At 43.6% G+C, this 19813-nt stretch carries 16 protein-coding genes and 1 other RNA gene; 12 read left to right on the top strand and 5 right to left on the bottom strand.

All coding sequences use genetic code 11. From position 1 onward, the window contains the following. Positions 1-29: 29 nt before the first annotated feature. Entirely contained in the window at positions 30-2732 is a 2703-nt protein-coding gene (locus D1814_RS18520) for a TonB-dependent receptor (RefSeq protein ID WP_118495123.1), read from the bottom strand. Between the two features lie 322 nt (positions 2733-3054). Here D1814_RS18520 and D1814_RS18525 point away from each other — a divergent pair, with 322 nt between their 5' ends. Both D1814_RS18525 and D1814_RS18530 read left to right on the top strand, forming a co-directional pair. Further along, entirely contained in the window at positions 3055-5025 is a 1971-nt protein-coding gene (locus D1814_RS18525; protein WP_118495124.1) for a BCCT family transporter, read from the top strand. Positions 5026-5055: 30 nt separating this feature from the next. Next, a complete protein-coding gene (locus D1814_RS18530; protein WP_012518305.1) occupies positions 5056-5532 on the top strand; it encodes a MarR family winged helix-turn-helix transcriptional regulator in 477 nt (158 codons plus the stop codon). Positions 5533-5617: 85 nt separating this feature from the next. Here the strand turns inward: D1814_RS18530 and D1814_RS18535 are convergent, their stop codons facing one another. Both D1814_RS18535 and D1814_RS18540 read right to left on the bottom strand, forming a co-directional pair. Next, on the bottom strand, positions 5618-5965 hold the full coding sequence (locus tag D1814_RS18535) for an RnfH family protein (RefSeq protein ID WP_118495125.1): 348 nt from the start codon (positions 5963-5965) through the stop codon (positions 5618-5620). Further along, entirely contained in the window at positions 5962-6393 is a 432-nt protein-coding gene (locus tag D1814_RS18540; protein WP_118495126.1) for a type II toxin-antitoxin system RatA family toxin, read from the bottom strand. The genes D1814_RS18535 and D1814_RS18540 overlap by 4 nt, the downstream gene beginning before the upstream one ends. A gap of 145 nt (positions 6394-6538) precedes the next feature. Between D1814_RS18540 and smpB the strand changes: the two genes are divergently transcribed. Then, a complete protein-coding gene (gene smpB / locus D1814_RS18545; protein WP_012518302.1) occupies positions 6539-7018 on the top strand; it encodes an SsrA-binding protein SmpB in 480 nt (159 codons plus the stop codon). A gap of 103 nt (positions 7019-7121) precedes the next feature. Here the strand turns inward: smpB and D1814_RS18550 are convergent, their stop codons facing one another. After that, the gene (locus D1814_RS18550; RefSeq protein WP_118495127.1) at positions 7122-8345 is read right to left on the bottom strand and encodes an NADH:flavin oxidoreductase/NADH oxidase family protein; all 1224 of its coding nucleotides are present in this window, start codon (positions 8343-8345) and stop codon (positions 7122-7124) included. 408 nt (positions 8346-8753) lie between these two features. On the opposite strand from D1814_RS18550, the gene ssrA reads away from it, so the two are divergent. Next, positions 8754-9113, top strand: a transfer-messenger RNA (tmRNA) gene (gene ssrA, locus D1814_RS18555). A 268-nt stretch (positions 9114-9381) separates the two neighbouring features. On the opposite strand, the gene D1814_RS18560 is transcribed toward ssrA, so the two are convergent. After that, entirely contained in the window at positions 9382-9984 is a 603-nt protein-coding gene (locus tag D1814_RS18560; protein WP_118495128.1) for a thiamine biosynthesis protein ThiC, read from the bottom strand. Between the two features lie 315 nt (positions 9985-10299). Here D1814_RS18560 and D1814_RS18565 point away from each other — a divergent pair, with 315 nt between their 5' ends. The 8 genes from D1814_RS18565 to D1814_RS18595 all read left to right on the top strand — a co-directional run bounded on the left by D1814_RS18565 (position 10300) and on the right by D1814_RS18595 (position 19788). After that, positions 10300-11022, top strand: coding sequence for an ABC transporter ATP-binding protein (locus tag D1814_RS18565; RefSeq protein WP_118495129.1), 723 nt, complete (start codon positions 10300-10302; stop codon positions 11020-11022). Further along, a complete protein-coding gene (locus tag D1814_RS18570; RefSeq protein ID WP_118495130.1) occupies positions 11019-12461 on the top strand; it encodes an ABC transporter permease in 1443 nt (480 codons plus the stop codon). Before D1814_RS18565 ends, D1814_RS18570 begins: the two co-directional genes overlap by 4 nt. Beyond that, complete coding sequence (locus D1814_RS19765; RefSeq protein WP_332309992.1) at positions 12458-13588, top strand: DUF3526 domain-containing protein; 1131 nt, start codon at positions 12458-12460, stop codon at positions 13586-13588. Before D1814_RS18570 ends, D1814_RS19765 begins: the two co-directional genes overlap by 4 nt. Then, entirely contained in the window at positions 13473-13775 is a 303-nt protein-coding gene (locus tag D1814_RS19770; RefSeq protein ID WP_332309993.1) for a DUF3526 domain-containing protein, read from the top strand. The genes D1814_RS19765 and D1814_RS19770 overlap by 116 nt, the downstream gene beginning before the upstream one ends. Continuing rightward, on the top strand, positions 13772-15967 hold the full coding sequence (locus tag D1814_RS18580) for a TonB-dependent siderophore receptor (RefSeq protein ID WP_118495131.1): 2196 nt from the start codon (positions 13772-13774) through the stop codon (positions 15965-15967). Before D1814_RS19770 ends, D1814_RS18580 begins: the two co-directional genes overlap by 4 nt. A gap of 207 nt (positions 15968-16174) precedes the next feature. Continuing rightward, positions 16175-17227, top strand: a complete 1053-nt coding sequence (locus D1814_RS18585; protein WP_118495132.1) for a hypothetical protein — start codon at positions 16175-16177, stop codon at positions 17225-17227. 9 nt (positions 17228-17236) lie between these two features. Next, on the top strand, positions 17237-17743 hold the full coding sequence (locus tag D1814_RS18590) for a YfiR family protein (protein ID WP_118495133.1): 507 nt from the start codon (positions 17237-17239) through the stop codon (positions 17741-17743). Further along, a complete protein-coding gene (locus tag D1814_RS18595) occupies positions 17743-19788 on the top strand; it encodes a bifunctional diguanylate cyclase/phosphodiesterase (RefSeq protein ID WP_118495134.1) in 2046 nt (681 codons plus the stop codon). Before D1814_RS18590 ends, D1814_RS18595 begins: the two co-directional genes overlap by 1 nt. Positions 19789-19813 lie beyond the last annotated feature (25 nt).

Raw genomic sequence — 19813 nt, forward strand, 5'->3', positions numbered from 1 at the left:
GTTAACGTTAAATTAACCAGCGACAACTATTAATAATAGTCGTAAGAGAAGCGTAGTCCGATAGTACGTGGACGGTTTGTCACAACTTTAGGCGTGTACTGTTGCGTGTCGATGTTTAAAATCGCCGACTTATCGAAAACATTATCGATGAATGCTTCAACTTTCCAGCTCTCGTATGACATGCCTACAGACACATTACCGATGACGTAGCTTTCCTGAATGTAGCGTCCGCCACGAATGACTTCGCCGTCAGCGCCTGGATATGTTGCACCATTAAATACCTCACCCTCGTCCTTAATTTTTAGACCAGAGCCCGTGCCGTAAATTAGGCGTGTGGCGTCTTCCATGGCATAGGCATTCATAACCATGCCTGCAAGGCGATCGCCGGTATAGGTAAGTGATGCGTTAACAAAACCTTCTTTACCACCTTCAAGCTCGAAGAAATAGCGCGCGCTAATGTTACCCGAGAAGTCAGCTGAATATGGCAATTCACTACCTACACCTGCGGCAATACCTTCAAGTTCAGGGTTGATGCGTACAAGCTCAGTATCAAGCACGCTAAACGCCGCATTAATTATTAGGTTATCGGTAGCAAGCCATGAAATATCAGCATCAATACCTTTAACTTCTGCATCACCTACGTTGTCGGTAAATACTAAGAAACTAATGTTAGCCGGATCAAAACGAGAAGTTTGCAAGTCAGTGATTTCTGAGTAATAACCGGTTGCATTAACGCGAAGTATACCATCTAAGAAGTCACCTTTAAGACCAATCTCGTAGTTGTCTAAGGTATCTGTTGTTGAATAAACCGGTACACGGAAGTCAGCAAACGCTCCCGTGCTATTTGCCGCAGCATCACCGCCTAAACGGTTAGTTACCGGTGGGCGGAAACCTTCTGAATAGTTCGCGAATAACAATACGTTTTCGTTTACTTTCCAGTCTAGGCCGAATTTGAAGATAGTGTCATCTACCGTTAGTACGCCGTCATCACCCAATAGACTAATATCAAGTGAACCGTCTTGGATAGCATCTACTACGCCCTGGCCGTCAAGACCTAATCCATCGTAAACTGCTGGGTCTAATACACCCTGACCATAGGCCTCTAAACGACTTGTTACGTCGCGGGTTGAAGTAGCGCCCCGGTATATGTCATCAATTTGATACCAGCGGGCGCCAAAGGTAGCGGTTACCGAGTCAGTAATTTCATAACCTAGCTGCCCAAATACTGCAATTTGCTCGATAGTATGCGTTACATCGTTAACAAAGCTAATTTCAGGTGAGAAAGGGCCACCATCACTGTTAATACCTTTATCACCTTGAAGCGTTTTTGCAAGGTCAGTGAATATCTCAGTACTTGCAATTTTAAACTGCCCTACCGAAGCCACTTCTTGCTCGTCATAAAACACACCAGCAGTTAGCTGCCATGGTGTGTCCATCGTTGTGCTAAAGCGTAGTTCGTGCGTTAAACGCGTGCTTGTAGTGTCTTCTTTGTAATACTTAGTTGGGTCAAGACAACGGGCATCGTCAGGGTTATCCGGCGTTTCATAGTGTGTACACACGTAATATGCCGAGAACAAACCACCGTTTGTATAGCCTGTGTAGTCGGTTAGCGTATCTATCTCACGATCTAAGTAACCACCGGTATATACCACATCAAGCTTTTCAAGACGGCCATTTAAGGTCCATGTAGTTAAGCCAAACTCATCAGAGTTTTCATCGCTTTGGAAGCGAATCGCCGAGCTCTCTCCCTCAACCGTTGGGTCGTAAGCAAATACACCTTCGGTGTCTAGGGTTTGCTCTGTATGCTGTACCACTACATCCCAATTGTCATTAATAATGTATGACAAGCCAAAACGGGCACCAGAGTAAACCGCATCGTTGAAGTTATCTTCAACGTGTTCGCTGTTTCTTGGCGATACTACCGCCGCTTCACTGCGATCAAAGCCGTTAATGCCACGGCGTGCATCCATATCAGCGGGGTTAATGCCTTTGGCTTGAAGTGCACCGCCGGATATACGGTCGATAACCACTGCACTGCCAATATAACCGCCGTTATTCGGGTCGTTTTCAATATTGTCTATCCAACCGCCTTGGCTATCGTTGTACGCCGCTACGCGTAAGGCTAAATTGTCGGTTGGCGTAACGTTAAAGTAGGCTTCTACCGTGTTACTCATATCACCGCCTTTGGTGGTAGAGATACTGGTATCAAAGCCTGCAGCAAAACCCGAGTGATCAGGCTTGTTTGTAATTAGTCGAACGGTACCTGCCTGGGAACTTGCACCGAATAGCGTACCTTGTGGCCCAGGAAGTACTTCTACACGCTCAACATCGGTAGCGAAAATATCCAAGTTTCTTCCAGCCATTGAAACTGGCATTTCATCTAGATAGAAGGCAACAGAAGGCTGAAGTGCCTGAACCGAAGAAAGAGTGATGCTTGATTGCGTGGTAGCAGCACCGCGAATATAAATTTCATTTTGTCCAGGACCCGTGCCCTGGAAAACTACGTTAGGTAAGAATTCTACGTAGTCTTGAAAGTTATCAATACCAAGGTTTTCTAACGCTTTGCCATCTAAAGCAGAGACGGCGACAGGTACATCTTGTATTGATTCACTTCTTTTGGTGGCGGTAACTTCAATGGTTTCGAGTTTAGCAGGCGCGTCTGATTCTTGCGCAGCCAAAGAGGTAGATGCCAATGCAGCGATGATGGCACAGCTAAGCTGAGTTTTTCGCATTTGTGTGTGTTTCCTTCAATTGGTTTTTATTCTTCGGACTGTGTTTACTTTCTACACATATCAAAAAGATCATATATTACAATACAACAACTATAATTAATTACTACACTAACGATTGATATTTAATCAAAACGTAGTAAATAATAGCAGAAAGTCTAATATTGGAAGGTTATTTAGAAGCCCCCGAGCGCGAAGCACAGAGTGAAATTTTAAAATACATATAAATCGAATTATTTCATCTGATATTTATTAAAAGTGCTCCATGCTGTATATTTCGCCGTAATAACCTAAGTTGAAATAAAAGGTGAAAGGAAATTACTGCGTGATTGAGAACGAAAAGAAATCTCCACTCAATAAGCCGGTGTTTATAACGTCTTCTGCGTTAATCATCTGCTTACTAATCTTCGCTGCGGGCACGCCCGAACTCGCAGACTCTGTCTTCCAAAAATTGCAAAGTGTCATTGTTTCTAACGGAAGTTGGTTTTACGTTCTAACCGTTACTATCATTGTTCTAGCAGTGGTGTATTTGGGCATGTCTCGCTATGGCGAAATTAAGCTAGGCCCTGACCACGCCACACCAGAGTTTAGTTTCGGTACATGGCTTAGTATGCTGTTTGCTGCAGGTATGGGCATTGGGTTAATGTTTTTCGGTGTAGCTGAACCATTAATGCACTTTATGTCTCCACCCACGGCTCAGGCAGAAAGCATAGACGCCGTGCGCGAAGCGATGAAAACGACCTTCTTCCACTGGGGGATCCACGCGTGGGCTATTTACGCGGTGGTAGCACTCATACTCGGTTATTTTGCCTACCGTCAAAACTTACCACTAACCCTTCGCTCTGCACTTTACCCACTTATCGGGGACCGGATTTACGGCTGGCCTGGTCACGTGGTCGATATATTTGCAGTTACCTCAACGGTATTTGGTATTTCAACCTCGCTAGGGTTTGGCGCATCGCAAGTTAATGCGGGCTTTAACTACCTGTTCGGTTTGCCCTCAAACACAGGTGTTCAAATTGCTATTATGGCAGGCGTAGTTGGCCTAGCAGTTATTTCGGTAACCACTGGTTTGGACAAGGGTATTCGCCGCCTTTCAGAAACTAACATGGTTCTGGCTATTATCTTGCTGCTAATTGTATTGTCGTTAGGTCCAACGGTATTTTTGCTACAGGCCTTCATGCAAAACACTGGCGCATACCTGTCTGACATAGTACGAAACACCTTTAATTTGTACACCTATGAAAAAACCGATTGGATTGGCGGCTGGACTATCTTTTATTGGGGTTGGTGGTTAGCGTGGGCACCGTTCGTTGGCTTGTTTATAGCGCGTATTTCGTTCGGCAGAACTATTCGCGAATTCGTTATGGGTGTTCTACTTATACCATCTGCTTTCACCCTATTTTGGATGACGGTATTTGGTAACGGCGCCATTGATCAAGTCTTGGTGCAAGGAAAAGACGTACTGGCACAGATGGTGAACGACGACACTTCCGTTGCTTTGTTTGTGTTCTTGGAGCAGTTTCCATTTGCTTCAGTTCTTAGTTTTATTGCCGTACTTATGGTAATCATATTCTTTGTAACCTCGTGTGATTCAGGCGCAATGGTAGTCGACATGCTTTGTTCCCATGGTGAAAACGATACACCGTTGTGGCAACGAGTATACTGGGCTGTTGGTGTAGGTATTGTCAGTTCAATACTTCTCTATGCTGGCGGACTTGGTGCACTTCAAACAATGACCATTGCAGCGGCTCTGCCTTTTGCTATTGTGCTGCTTATTGCTATTTCCGGTTTGCTAAAAGCGCTCAGGATAGAATCTTACAAACGTGAGAGTCTGCAGGTAATGGCAGGTACGCCTTTGCATAACGATTCAGATAAAAACTGGAAAGACCGATTGGAAAACATCGTTACCTTCCCTGATGAAAACGCTGTTCGCCGATATGTAAATAAGGTGGTTATGCCTGCACTAACAGAAGTTGGTGAAGAATTTAAGTCTCAGCAATTCGATATAAATATTGAAGATACGGACGAAGCGCTTATTTTGACTGTTGATATGGGTAATGACCCCGAATTTATCTACGCGGTATACCTAGTGCCGACAGAACAGCCGGAATTTGGACCTAGTGACACTTCAATACTGGACGAAAACAAAAAGGCAACGTACTATCGCGCCGAGGTTCACCTGAGTGAAGGTGGTCAGAACTATGACATTATGGGTTGGTCGAAAATTTCCGTTATTAATGACGTAATCGACCATTATCATAAACACCAACATTTTATTCATTTGCTTAAGTAACCACACGGTTACGCATTTGTTGGAAGTAATATGCGAAAAGAAGAAGAACTATTAGTGGCACTACGGCGCGTTATTCGCGCTGTAGACCTACGCAGCAAGCAGCTAAGTAAACACGTGGGTTTGACGGGCCCACAACTGTTAGTAATGCAAAATATTGAAGAGCGCCCCGGTATTATGGTGCGCGAAATTGCAGAGAATATTAACTTAAGCCCTGCAACCATCACTAATATTTTAGACAGACTAGAGTCTAGAGACTTAGCTACGCGCATTAGAAGTACGCAAGACAAGCGAAAAGTGGGCGTATTCTTAACCGAGCGCGGAAAAGAAGCAGTGGTAGACGCCCCGCGCCCGCTTCAGGAACACTTTGTTGAGCGTTTTTCTCAGCTAAAAGAATGGGAGCAAAGCCAAATGGTAGCTACCGTTCAGCGTATTGCTAGCATGATGGATGCTGAAGATATTGATGCCTCACCTTTCTTGGAGCTAGGCAGCATTTCAGAAAAAAGCTAATAGCTTCTATCTTTTCTAAAAAAATGGCCTTCAATATGAAGGCCATTTTTGTATCTGTAATAGACGTATAGTTCACGATACGAAACTAGGACTTCGCTTTCAGCGGGTTTACTTTTCCACCGGTAATTTTATCTGCCCTACCTTCCTCTTTGGCCTTTTCAGCGCGACGTTTTCGAATCTCTTTAGGGTCAGCAATCAGCGGGCGATAAATTTCGATTCGGTCACCATCTTGAAGCGTATCTCGCAATTTAACAACGCGACTCCAAATACCTACTTTTGTGGCTTTTAAGTCGATTTCCGGAAACTGCTCCAGCACATTAGATGCATTAATCGCCTCTTCTACCGTCGCATTTTCACGAATAGCAACATCAATGATGGTTTGCTTGGTGGGCAACGCGTAGGCAACCTCAATATTGATGAGCTTATTACTCATGCGTACACACTCCGCGCTCTGTCAGTGAAAGCTGTAACCATACTAGTAGCTAAACTGTTAAACACCTTTCCGAATGCCATCTCTGCCAGCTTATTACTGAATTCAAATTCAAGGTTAAGCTCTATTTTGCACGCTTCTTCAGAGAGCGCTGAAAATGTCCAGCCGCCGGTTAACGAACGAAACGGGCCATCTACTAGCTGCATTTGAATACTTTTACCTGGTTCTAGTACGTTGTGCGTTGTAAACCACTGTTTGATACCTGCTTTTGCCACTAGCAAAGACGCTTTCATGCTTTGCGCTGAGGTATCGAGGATTTTACTATCTGTACAACCTGGTAAAAACTCAGGGTAGGAAGCTACATCGTTGACTAAGTTAAACATGGCTTCTGCGCTATGAGCTACAAGCGCGCTTCTATGAATACTTGGCATTGATCCCACTACAATTAAAACTCTTGGCAGCATTGTATCACAGAAAATTTGTATCTCTTGTATTCGGTTTTGAACCAAATGCCCCAATATAAGATAACAATGACAACTAAAGACATTCCTTTGAACAATCAGTATAATAGCCAGCATGAAAAAGAATAAAGCCAACAAAAACACCTCGGGAAATATCGCGCAGAACAAAAAGGCGCGTCATGACTATTTCCTAGAAGACAAGTTCGAAGCCGGACTTGAGCTTCAAGGGTGGGAAATCAAAAGTATTCGTGCCGGTAAAGTAAACATTACCGACGCGTACATCATCATCCAAAATGCCGAAGCGTATCTGGTAGGCTGTAGAATTAGCCCGCTAAATCAAGCATCTACCCACGTGGTCGCTGCACCTGAGCGCGCACGCAAACTGTTGCTGAAAAAGCGTGAGATAGATCGCTTAATGGGCGCACGTGACCGCCAAGGCTACTCGATTGTTGCAACATCTATGTATTGGAAAAAGTGTTGGGTGAAACTAGAAATTCACCTAGCTAAAGGTAAGCACGCTCACGACAAGCGCGACACTTTGAAAGATAAAGACTGGCAACGCCAAAAAGAAAGAATGATGAAACACAGCGTTTAACGCTGTGTTTTTATTTGTGCTTTTGTTGAAGAAACATAACGTAGCAGGCTACCTGTAGGTAAAGCAGCCTTGCTTTAATGGCCTCATCTTAACCTTGTCGGCGTTAGTTAACATCTCGTTTTGTCATCTTCTTGCGATGCAGCATGTCAAGAATAAGGCTCCACAGTGGAGACGGATTTCTTAACGTGGTTAGGTTATTTCCCAACCGTCTGAGCTGGCGTCGCACCATCGCCATATTCGCAAGACTTGCCAACGATTTATCTTTCCAAGCACAGTGTGGAATAATGCCTGAGTAAGACCATTCTTGCTGCCACTTTTTAGCAAGGTCGGGCGTAATAGCTAAAGCACTGGCTAAGCCTACCATAGCGCACCCCTGCTCTATCACTTCTTCTGCCACTTCGGCCCTTTTAATACCGCCTGTGGTCATAAGTGGGATATGGGTTTTACTCACTAAAGCCTGTGCGAATTCTAGAAAGTATGCCTCTCTGGCAAGGGTGGTATCGTCTCGTGTTTGGCCCTGCATGGCTGGCGCTTCATAACTACCGCCAGATAGTTCGACCACATCTACACCCAAGGCTTCTAAGCGGTTTACCACTTCACAAGCATCGTCAAAAGAAAACCCGTTCTTTTGAAAATCCGCAGAGTTAAGCTTAACCATAACAATGAAGTTTTTAGCGCAAACTGCTCTAACCTGGCTAACTATATTTATCAACAAACGTGCGCGGTTAATAATAGAACCGCCCCACTCGTCTTGACGCTGATTAGTTAATGGAGATAAAAACTGTGTAAGCAGATAACCGTGAGCAGCGTGTATCTCTACGCCATCAAATCCAGCATTTTCAGCTTGCTTCGCCGTTTCGACAAAGCGCTTGCATACATCATGGATGTCTTGACAGGTCATTTCTCGTGGCTGAGCAAATAGCTTAGAATGTTTGCCCATATCCAAGGGTACAGCAGAAGGCGCAATAGCTTTGCCTTTCATGGCTTTAAATACCTGTCGACCAGGATGATTAATTTGCATAATGGCTAATGCGCCATTCGACTTAATAATCTTCGCCCATTTTTGAAACGACGTAATATCGGTATTTTTTTCTAGTGCAACACCACCTGGCCCCGTCATAGCTGCTTTATCAACCATAACGTTACCCGTAATTACCATGCCTAAATTACCATGGGCCCAATATCGATAAAGTGAATATAAAGACTCACCGGGAATGTTTCCCATGCTCGACATATTTTCTTCCATTGCAGCTTTAACAAGGCGGTTTCGCGCCGTTACGCCACAAGGCAGGGTATAAGGAGAATACAATATGGAATCTGAAGACATTTACACTACAAGCCTTTTAATTATGCTGACGTACTTTAATGGTTCTTGCCGCTAAATGCATCCTTACATAGGTACTTATTCCCTAAAAATTCGCTAAAAAATTATTAATCAGATGGCTCGCTTAATTAAAACAGAAAGCTATCATTAAGCTTTCTTATCCCTATATTAGTACAGGCCCTTGAAAAATAATGTTGCTAGCCACATATCAATGTCAAGTCGATAATAGGCTTGCTGTTATGAAGGTATCTTTGTTTTCTTAGCTTTGTTTTCTTAGCTCGCATAGTAAGCTTTTGAAAACATAAGTGTTATTTTTGGTTGTTTTATAGCCAAACCCTTAAAATTTAAAGCGTTTTCTAAAAGAAAGCATTTAATGACGTAACATTTGTGTTATTATTGAAAATCACACTCGGGGCTGATTAGGATTCGACAGGATCTAGGAAGCCGGAGGTGCATGCAGAGGAGCGGTTGGCCTCTTAAAAAAGCCGCATTTAAATAGTCGCAAACGACGAAACTTACGCACTAGCCGCTTAATAACCGGTATAGGCCCTTCCACCCTAGTCTTTTCCTGCTAGCGGGGATTCGGAAGGTCATCCAAGTAGGATAGCGAGGGAACCTTGTCTAAGGGTGAACCGCGAAACAGTATTAGGCCAGCTGCAAGGAAATCCTGTTTGTCGGAGTTCCAAGCAGTTAAATAAATGACAAACTAAGCATGTAGTACCAAAGGTAGACATTTTCTGGACGCGGGTTCAAATCCCGCCAGCTCCACCAATTCAATAAATTAAGACGTCCTATGACGTCTTTTTTTATGTCTCAAACTCAGTAACTTCCTCTCAACCAGAGCCATAATGTGAAAGCATACTCTGAAATTAACACGCCCTCTGTCACCCTACTATCGACGCAACATTAATAATTTAAAAAAGTCGTTAGCGGCAGGTTAGATACACTAAACAGTACGCCACTGCTCACGCCCCCACCGACCACTAACACACGCCGATGTTTTACTTAGTAAAGTACCTTATGTGAAAGATACTAAGTGCTAGTCTGCTTTGCGGTTTAGGCTGATTAAACAGATAGCCAATAGTAACGTTGCAATCATACCTGAAGCGCCAGCTACACCCGATGGTAGAAATCCATCACGACCAAATATAATTAATATGGCATTAGAAAGCATAGCTACTGAACCGGCTACAGCTGTTAAACCTCCAATTGCTTTACCACCTTTTGCCACAAAAGATAGGCCGAAAACGACGGCTGCTAATCCTAATAGTAATTTAGCCGCGTAGTAAATCATGAAAGACAAAGATACTACGCCGCCAATTAAAGGTTTAGCGCCTTCTACTGCACCAGCAACTTGACCGAAGGTTGAAAATAACGTTAGGCCAATACTTACCTGCACAATATTTAGAACGGCGCTAAAAGTAATAGCCGACCAGCCTAGCTGGGCGTTTTTTGCCTGCACCATAGCGGTACTAGCAAAAGCAGCTAGCACAGTAAAAATTACGGCTTCAGATCCCCAGGCATACTGCCTTGAAAAGCTAATTCCGCTGCTGTAAAGCGCTGTAAAGACAGCCTGTGTTACTGCTAGTAGTAATAATAACGACGCTGTAATTTGAATGGTGCGCTTATGTGTAAATTCCATTATGGCTCTCTATTTTTAGATATGTAAGTAGCATTTATTGATGTTGGTATAAGACAGGTAAAGCTAATTATTTATTTCACTAAATTTGGTAAAAATTGGAAATCATCTATATAGAGAGGAAATATTAATCTATTGAGGTGACCAACAACCAATCAACCAGTTATTTTCATTCACATAATCAACACTTTTTCTATTCAAGCTCTACTTTCTCTGTTTGATTGGTCATTCCACTCTCACTTGATAGTAAAACGTATTCCCATTCATTTCGTTATATTATAACATTGCTATCTAATTTCAGTTACAGCACGTTATACAATGCAAACAAATTCAGTAATATGCGCAGATGCGCTGACCGTGCGCGTTGAAAACCGCACGCTTTTAGACAATCTAAACTTCAATGTTGGCAAGGGCGAAGTTTTTGCACTTTTAGGCGGAAACGGTGCTGGTAAATCTACTACCCTTAAAACCTTTTTAGGTTTGATGAAGGCAAGCAGTGGTAGCGCTACTGTTTTGGGCCACAACGCCACTACTCACCCTAACGATGTTCAAAAGTCTGTCGCTTATTTACCTGAATCTGTAACGCTTTATGGTCACCTTTCTGGCTGGGAAAATATCCGTTACTTTCTTTCGGTAGCTGGTGTAGAAAAATCAGACGAAGACATTTTTGCAGCACTTCGCAAAGTGGCGCTTCAAGAAGATTCATGGAATAAGGCGTTATCAAACTACTCGAAAGGTATGCGCCAGAAGACCGCAATTGCCCTTGCTTTGTTGCGTAATGCCCCTGTGCTGTTTTTAGATGAGCCCACATCAGGCCTAGACCCTGCCGCCATTGACGAGTTTAATGCGTTGGTTTCTGAACTAGCGGCCAACGGCGCTACCATTTTTATGGTAACCCACGACGTGTATGGCGCTTGTCAAGTCGCTCACCGTATTGTGCTTTTAAGTAACGGTAAGCTAACCGGCTCCTTCGAGCGTGTTGGCGATACGCCTATTGATACTGAAGCGGTACACGCAGCATTTGCAGGGCGCAAAGCATGATATTTAGTGTAGTTAAAACCATTTGTGCAGATCAGTGGCGCTATTGGCTGCGCACGAAAGTCGCCGCTACGGTGCTGTTGCTAGGGGCGATACTGACCCTTGCGGCATTGGTTGTGAATGCATTTCACATTGAGGAAGCCGCGCACGCTAGAGAGCACCTTCAAACTGAAGCAGAAGAACGCTTTAAAGCGCAGCCTGACAAGCACCCTCACCGAATGGTGCATTACGGTCATTATGTTTTTCGTGCCCCTACTCCATTAAGCGTAATTGAACCTGGTGTAGACACCTACACGGGTAACGCTATTTTCTTAGAAGGGCATCGACAAAATAGCGCCATGTTTGCCGAGCAGAGGCAATCGGTTGGGCTTACGCGTTTTAGTAGCTTAACCCCTAGCTTCCTTGCGTTAGTACTTGCGCCGCTGTTTATTATTCTCATTGGTTACGGCAGCGTATCTCGAGAGCGCGAGGCCGGCACACTTACTTTGTTGTTGTCACAAGGCACTACGCGCTGGCAGCTAATGTTAGGAAAACTTTTAGCGTTAATTACAGCTAGCGGTTTGTTCTTACTCCCTTTGCTGCTGGCCTGCTTGTATGTAGCTTTTTCAAGCGAAAGCCCGCTCGTGGTGATGCTATTTTGCTTAAGTTACGCCGTTTACTTCTTGCTATGGGCTACTGTTGTAACCGCGTGCTCAGCGTTATTTGAAAAAAGCAGTGTTAGCTTCACCATGCTTATTGTTATTTGGATGGCCGCGTGTGTGTTACTTCCTCGCTTGGGAAGCAGCGTAGCAACGAATGCCGCCCCTTCTACTGGCAAGCTTGAAGCGGACTTCAAAGTAGAAGAAAAGCTTAGAAGTTTGGGCGACGGTCACGACGTAGACGACCCTGCATTTAAAAAGCTAAAAGAAGATTTATTAGCAAAATACAATGTGGATTCCGTAGACGACCTGCCTGTTAATTTCCGCGGTGTTGTTGCTCAGTATTCAGAAGGCAGACAGGCAAAAGTGCTTAATGAATTTGCCGAAAACAGAATGGGTGAAGAGTTAGAACAAGCACATATTGCACGTCAGTTTGGTTGGCTATCGCCTACCGTTGCCGTTCGCGCAATCTCTACAATATTAGCGGGTACCAGCCTTGAAACCCATCATCGTTTTTTACGAGAAGCAGAAGCTCTGCGCCTTGAATTCGTGCAAGGGCTAAATAAAGTGCATGTTGAAAAGCTGGACTACAAACTCGACATGAACCGCAACGCAAGCGAAGAAGCGGCTGATAAAGCTGTTGTGGATGCAGATAATTGGGCATTGCTAGCCGAGTTTAATTTCAAACCTGAAGCAGCAAACACACGCATTTCAAACGCGCTTATCTATTTTCTACAACTGTTTGTTTGGGTATGCATTACCGCCCTGCTTTTAAAAGCGGCTGTTAGGAGGTTAAACCCATGATGCGTTTTACCGATCTTAAACGTGAAGCTAATTTTGTTTTTGGTCACCGTCAAATAAAACTTACGTTATTAGTCGTATTTCTTTTAAGCGCGGTGTCGTTGTGGTCTGGTTATGCAGAAATGCACGAACAACAAGCCACTATTGAACGCTTACTAGAAAAAGACCAAATAGAGCGTGAAGCCGTTATCACTCACCAGTCGAACTTCGGCATGGTTGCTTATTACGCCTTTCATCTGACTTATGCCCCCCCTTCCCCGCTGGCTTTTGCTGCCGTAGGTGAAAGAGATGTATTTCCTTGGAAGCACCGTATACGCATGCTTGCGTTAGAAGGGCAAATTTACGAAAGCGATACCGACAACCCCGAGCTTGCGTTTTTAGGGCGTTTCGATTTTGCCTTTGTGACCAGCGTATTGCTGCCATTATTTATCATATTGCTACTTTACGATTTAAAAGCAAAGGAACGGGAAGCCCGACGCTTCGATTTGCTCAATGTAACTGCACGCAATGCCCATGCGATATGGACATCACGAGTATTAGTTACCTTAGTTCCTTTAGCGCTTGTTACGCTCGCTCCATTTGTGGTGTTCGGATTAATTAACGGTGCATCTTTACCCTCTCTATTAACCGTTTGCGCAATAGTAATAGGTAACATTGCGTTGTGGAGTGTCATTGTTCTTGTGATTGGCGCAGCAAAACGTTTTGCAAATTTCAGTGCAACGCACCTTGCCTCTATAATGCTGGGCGTTTGGCTTGTTACCACTGTTGTTGTTCCTGTGACCGCACACACGGTAATTAATGCGGTGGTTGAAACACCTGAAGGCGGCGACATTGTGCTTACCCAACGCGAAGCAGTAAATAGCGCGTGGGATAAGCCCGTTGAAGACACGTGGCGTGCATTCATAGCCACGCATCCACAGTGGGCCGACTACACAGAATTTGACCCTGAACGAGACAGCTCATTTAATTGGAAATGGTACTACGCATTTCAACAAGTGGGCGACCAAACGGCTAGTGACTTGTCGAAAGCTTATCAGGGCCGCCACGCTTCAAAGAGACACCATTGCAAGCTACGTAGCCTTACTTTCTCCTTCCTTGCTTACGCAACGTTTATTATCAAGCGCTGCTGATACTAATGTAAGCGCCATGGTGGGCTATGAAAATGATGTACGCGCTTTTCATAAGGCGCTACGAAAATTTTATTACTATCACCTTTTCAAAGAGCCTGAATTTTCTCAGGAAAGCTTTGAGGCACTACCACAATTTACACCAAACACTAAAAGCTCACACGAGAACCGCACAGGAAAAGAAGAATGAAAACTAGTTGGGTGAAAACATCACTTGCAGCCTCTATATCAGCTTTATTAAGCACGTCGGCTTTAGCGCAAAGCGATAACAACCAAAATGAAGCTGATGTTGAAAAAATAACCGTGCACGGTATGCACCGCGCGTATCAAGGGGCTTTTGAATACAAAGAGGTACCTGCAGCTGCCCAAGATATAGACTTAGGCTTACTTAGCGATGCTGGTGCTATTAATTTGAATGACGCACTAGATCTATCGGCATCTGTAGCACGACAAAATAATTTTGGCGGCCTTTGGAATAGCTTTGCAATTCGTGGCTTTTCAGGGGACGAAAACTTACCAAGCGGCTTTCTGGTAAACGGCTTTAACGCAGGTCGTGGCTTCGGCGGTCCTCGTGACTTATCTGGCATTGATCACGTAGAAGTATTGAAAGGCCCGAAAGCAGCGCTTTTCGGACGTGGTGAGCCAGGTGGCGCAATTAATCTAGTAACTAAACGTCCTCAGTTTCGTGAAGGAGGTGAAGTTAAAGCCACTTACGGAAGCTGGGAGCAAATGCGTGTTGAAGCTGACGTACAAACTGTTGCGGGCGCATCTGAGAATGTTGGCGTACGCTTAGTTGGTTTTTATGAAGACGCAGAAAGTTTCCGCGATACAGTAGAAACCGAGCGCTTTGGGTTTTATCCATCGGTAACCTGGGAAGCGTCGGCAGATACTACCATGACTTACGAGCTAGAGTACACAGAACAAAAGATTCCTTTTGATCGCGGTGTAGTGGCTATTGACGGCGAATTAGGCCATCAACCCATTGAAACCTTTACTGGCGATCCGAATGGCGACACTATCGATACCCAAGTTGTTGGTCATCAAATTGAAGTTTCTCACAAGCTAGCTGATGACTGGAACTTATTGTTAGGTGCAGGGTTGCGTGATACCACGTTTGAAGGTAATGCATTAGAGAATAATTTTGGTGGCCGTCAAACGCTATTTATCGACCCTAATCAAGTATTGTTATCACGCTTTAAGCGTTATCGTAACTTTGAAACTGATTACCTTGTATTACGAGGCGAAATTGCGGGTGAATTTGAAACAGGCTCACTAACCCATCGCGTTATTATTGGTGCTGACTACGATAAATTTGAAAACGACCAGGTGATTCTGCGCTATCGCCCACCCTTTTTCTCAGGCGATACCGACATTAACGATTTAGACTTAGATCAGTACCTTGTGGTCGATATATTCAACCCTGATTACTCACCGCTTCCCGATGTTGAGCTTTCTGACAATCTAGACCGCCTAGAAGTACAAGAAGCTTGGGGCGTTTACTTTCAGGACCAAATTAACCTTACCGACAACCTTCAAATTCGTTTAGGCGGTCGTTTTGATAAGTTTGAACAAGAAATAGATAATCGCTTAGCAAGCCCGGTAAGCACTACGTCGCAAGATGATACCCGTTTCTCGCCGCAAGTGGGCGCCGTTTATGTGTTTAACGACAGCACCAGCGTTTATGCCACCTACGGCGAAGGCTTCCGTCAGTTAACAGGTTCTGATTTTGCAGGTAACCCTTTCGAGCCGAACGAATCAGAATCTGCTGAAATTGGCCTTAAAACCGATTTAACGTCAATGTTTGACAACGTGCGAGGCGATATCACGCTATCACTATTTAATATTGAGCAAAGCAACATCCTGGTGTTTGATGACAGTGAAGAAGCATCAGATGGCTTTTTCTTAACACCAGCAGGCGAAGCGCGAAGCCGCGGTATCGAGCTAGATATTAACGCAGAGTTTGAAAACAACGTTTCGCTTTGGGTGTCCTACACCTTCGTTGATGCAGAAAGCACAAACGATGCGGCGGATGCTAATTTTGTTTCGGCAATTGAGTCTGGAGACCCGTTAATAAACGTTCCAGAAAACCAATTAAGTATCCAGCTAAGTAAGGGTCTTACTTTAGCAGATATGCCAGTGCGTATTGGTTCTGGACTATTGTATGTAGACGAACGCTTAGGTCAAACTGCCACTGACTTCTACTTACCAAGCTACACTACAGTGCGTGCGTTTGCTGAGATAGAGCCTATTGAGAACCTATCGGTTAAAGTAGCGGTAGACAACCTATTTGACGAAGAGTTTTACACTAACTCGTTTGCTGATGTGTGGGTTGAACCAGGTGCGCCGCAGCGCTTTAGGCTAACAGCGGCCTATCGTTTTTAATTGTTAAAAACATAGAATTTATTAGATGAATTAAAAAGAGGCCGATATCGAATTGGCCTCTTTTTTATTTCAGTGCTAAATAAATTTTTTCCTTATTAATCAAAACACTAAAAACAAAAACAATACTAAAGACTAATAAGCAAGGTTTCTTAACTCCCGTATACTACCCTATACTTATGCAGACATCTCTTTTTCAGCGGTTCTAATATGTTGCTACGCTATATATTTCCATGCTCTCTTATCTTTACCAGCGGGTTCGCTTACTCACAAAGCACGCCATCAGAATTTGCTGAAATGAGCTTCCAAGATTTACTCAACGTGAATGTTAGTGACAATGCTGACAGTTTAGAAAAACGAAAGTGGACACTATCCTTACAGTTTAAAGCTGCTGAGTTTGACGGTTATATGATTGACGACAGCGATGTATCACTGGATGAAGTACTATTTAGCCCTGGTGAAGAACCCCGAACTGAAGAGAACTTCCCGGTTGTGCCTACCGTCATTAATCAATATGCGAAAATTGTACAAATAGGTTATCAAGTAAGAAGCAACATCAAGTTAGGCATTCAGATACCGTTAATTAGGCAAGAAACCGATCATGTTAGCGTGGTGCCCGGATATGATGAGTTTTTAATTTCATCTGAAGGATTAGGCGATGTCGTCGTTACTGGGCACTATGAGTTCGCGTCGAACGAAAACTACAGTATTTGGTTAAGTGGCGGCATTAGTCTTCCTTCAGGTTCAATTGATGAAGAGGGAGATACGCCGCGCGCTGCCGGTGACCAGCAACTTCCCTACACTATGCAACTTGGTTCTGGCACATATGATTTCCCTTTCGAAATAGGCTATCAAAATAAAGGACGTTACCCGTTTTCTATTATGTTTTCGGCCAGAGTTCGTACCGGTGACAACGATAGAAACTATCGTTTAGGCAACAACTACGAACTTAACGGCAAATACAATTTTGTTATTTCGCAAGAAACCAGCCTATTTGCCGGCGCAGAACTGAGCTATGCAGATTCAATTCACGGACGAGACGATGAAATAACTGTTGATGGTGATTTTCCCTACCCTGCAGGTATAACTAATCCAGAATTATATGGTGGGAGTAAAGTAAGATTGTTCGGGGGCGTAAACTACCTTGCTACTGATTGGCTGCAACTGCAACTAAGTGGTAGTAGACCGGTATATCAAAATCTAAATGGCCCTCAACCCAAAGAGTTGTGGCGATTTGGCTTTCAATTGTCGACCCTTTTTTAAGTAAACTGTGTGATTAAACTTATAACCGCTTTTGTCGTCAAAACAACATGGGTAACAGTCGTGTATTGCTTACTCTGTTCCAACGCTATTGCCCAACTCCCTAAAATTGATAAGCTTAAAGCCGCTTACATGTACAACTTTACCAAGTTTATTACATGGGAGCGCAATGAGTCTGTTCCTACCGTTTTTTGTATTCACAAGAACGATGAGCTTTTGTCGTTTTTCGATGCATTAGTAAAAACCCGAGAAAAGGAAAAAGCAAGCGTTGTAGTATCTGATAGTAAAGACGCCAGCGCCTGTCATATGACTTATTTATCTACAAGTGATGATTTAACGGTCGCCCATTTGCGTAACAGCGTATTGATTACAGAAAGCGATACTTTAACTGGTGCAGCCCCTGTTTTCCGCTTTTACACTGAAAACCAAAAACTCAGGTTTGAAATCGATATAGCAAGAGCAGACGAATTAGACATTAAGATTAGCGCTAAGCTGTTACAAGTCGCGAGGATCAAGTAATGTTTCGACGCTCCTCGTTTTTCACCAAACAACTTCTCGCTGTTCTCGTTGTTAATTTTTTCTCTTTGTGCCTAGTAGCAGGGCTGCTTTACAACAACTTCGTCGACGATTACAAAAGTAATTTGGTAGATGTATTAGACAACCAGTCTACCCTTCTTGCGTCCGCAACAAGTACATCCGTTTTATTTAGCGATGTTGAAACCACTCAAGAATTACTTGATGCCGCATCTAAACTACCCGCGATAAAAAGTGCAAAAGTTTATGACGACGCATTCACGGTCATTGCAAGCTATACCATGGATGACTTTCAAGGAGATATATCGCCTTCGACTGTGAAAGAAGGCGCAACTTTCGGTAAACACCTGATTTATTACCTCAAGCCCATAGAATTTAACAATGAAGTAATTGGTTACCTCATACTTACCGCAAGCACAACTTCGTTAGAGCAACAGCAGCAACATGCTATGTATGTCGTATTAGGCGTGATCATAATCAGTATGCTATTTACTTACCTCTTTCACTGGCGACTTCAGAGTTTTCTGTCAAAACCGATTCAACAACTTATTTCTCTTGTTAAGTTTGTAGGAAGTAAACGTGAGTACGCTAAACGCCTGCCTGATAGAAGAGATGATGAGCTCGGTGAACTGTTTAAAGGTGTTAATCACATTCTGGCCACTGTAGAAGATCATCAAGCTCAGCTTCAAGCCCAGAACACAGAATTAGAGCGAGTAGTAGAACTGCGCACTAGGCAGCTATATCAAAAAGCGAACTACGATGCTCTAACCCAACTTCCAAACAGACATTTGTTTGTAGAAAAGTTAGATGAAGCCGTAAACAAAGCTAATGCCCAAAACACTGCCCTTTCTATTTTGTTTCTCGATCTTGATAGGTTCAAACTTATTAACGACACGCTAGGTCATGATGTAGGCGATGAAGTCTTAATTATCGTGGCCAAAAAGCTAACGGCAATAGTTACCAAAAAAGATTGCGTTTGCCGCTGGGGTGGTGATGAGTTTGTAATAATGCTAGAGGATGTTGCCGAACATGATGAGCTTGTTGCTTTATCTTCTGAAATTATCGAGAGCCTTAGCCAGCCAATGGCAATAGGTAGCAACCAGCTTCACATTTCAACCAGTATTGGCATTGCACTACATCAAAAGAACTTAGAAACGGGAATAGAAATATTAAAGCACGCTGATACGAGCATGTATCATGCTAAAGAAAAAGGCCCTGGGGGCTATAGCTTTTTTAATATTGAAATGCTTGAAGAGTCTTTGGTTCGTCTATCTTTAGAAAGTAGAATTCGACAAGCGATTAAACTAGAGGGCGCATTCTCGCTAGTGTATCAACCTCAGGTCTGCATACGTAGTGGTAGAATTATCGGCCTAGAATCGTTGATACGCTGGAACGACGAAGGCACTGATATCGCGCCATCTCAGTTTATCCCCGTTGCTGAAGAGGCGGGATTAATAAACCCTCTTACTACTTGGGTACTTTCAAATGTATGCCAACAAATTCGTAAGTGGCTAGATGAAGGGCTAAGTTTAGTACCGGTGGCGGTCAATTTACCTGCAAGCTTTTTGATCCAGCTAGACTGTGCAGAGCAAATCGAAGAGGTATTGAGTAAGTATCATGTCCCACCACATTTATTGGAAGTTGAGCTAACTGAAAATACATTTATTAGCTCTACGGACTTTGCATTAACTTCTCTTAAAAAGCTGAAAAAAATTGGCCTCAACATTTCCATCGATGATTTTGGCACTGGCTATTCTTGCCTTAGCTACATAGGCACACTTCCTATCAACAAGCTTAAAATTGACGGTAGCTTCGTTTCTCAATTAGGGCAATCAAGCTCTAATGACGGTATTGTTAACACCATCATAATGCTTGCGAAAAGCTTAGAGTTGACCACTTTGGGCGAGTGCGTAGAAACTAAAGAGCAGCAGCAGGCCCTTGCTGAAATGGGCTGTGACTCTGTCCAAGGCTACCTGCACCATAAACCGCTTAAAAGCAGTGAGATAGCGCCTTTGATGTCTCGACATTGAGATAGTGAATAAAGACCGAGCCGCT

Origin of the sequence: Alteromonas sp. BL110 (assembly GCF_003443615.1) — a bacterium.
GTDB lineage: Bacteria > Pseudomonadota > Gammaproteobacteria > Enterobacterales > Alteromonadaceae > Alteromonas.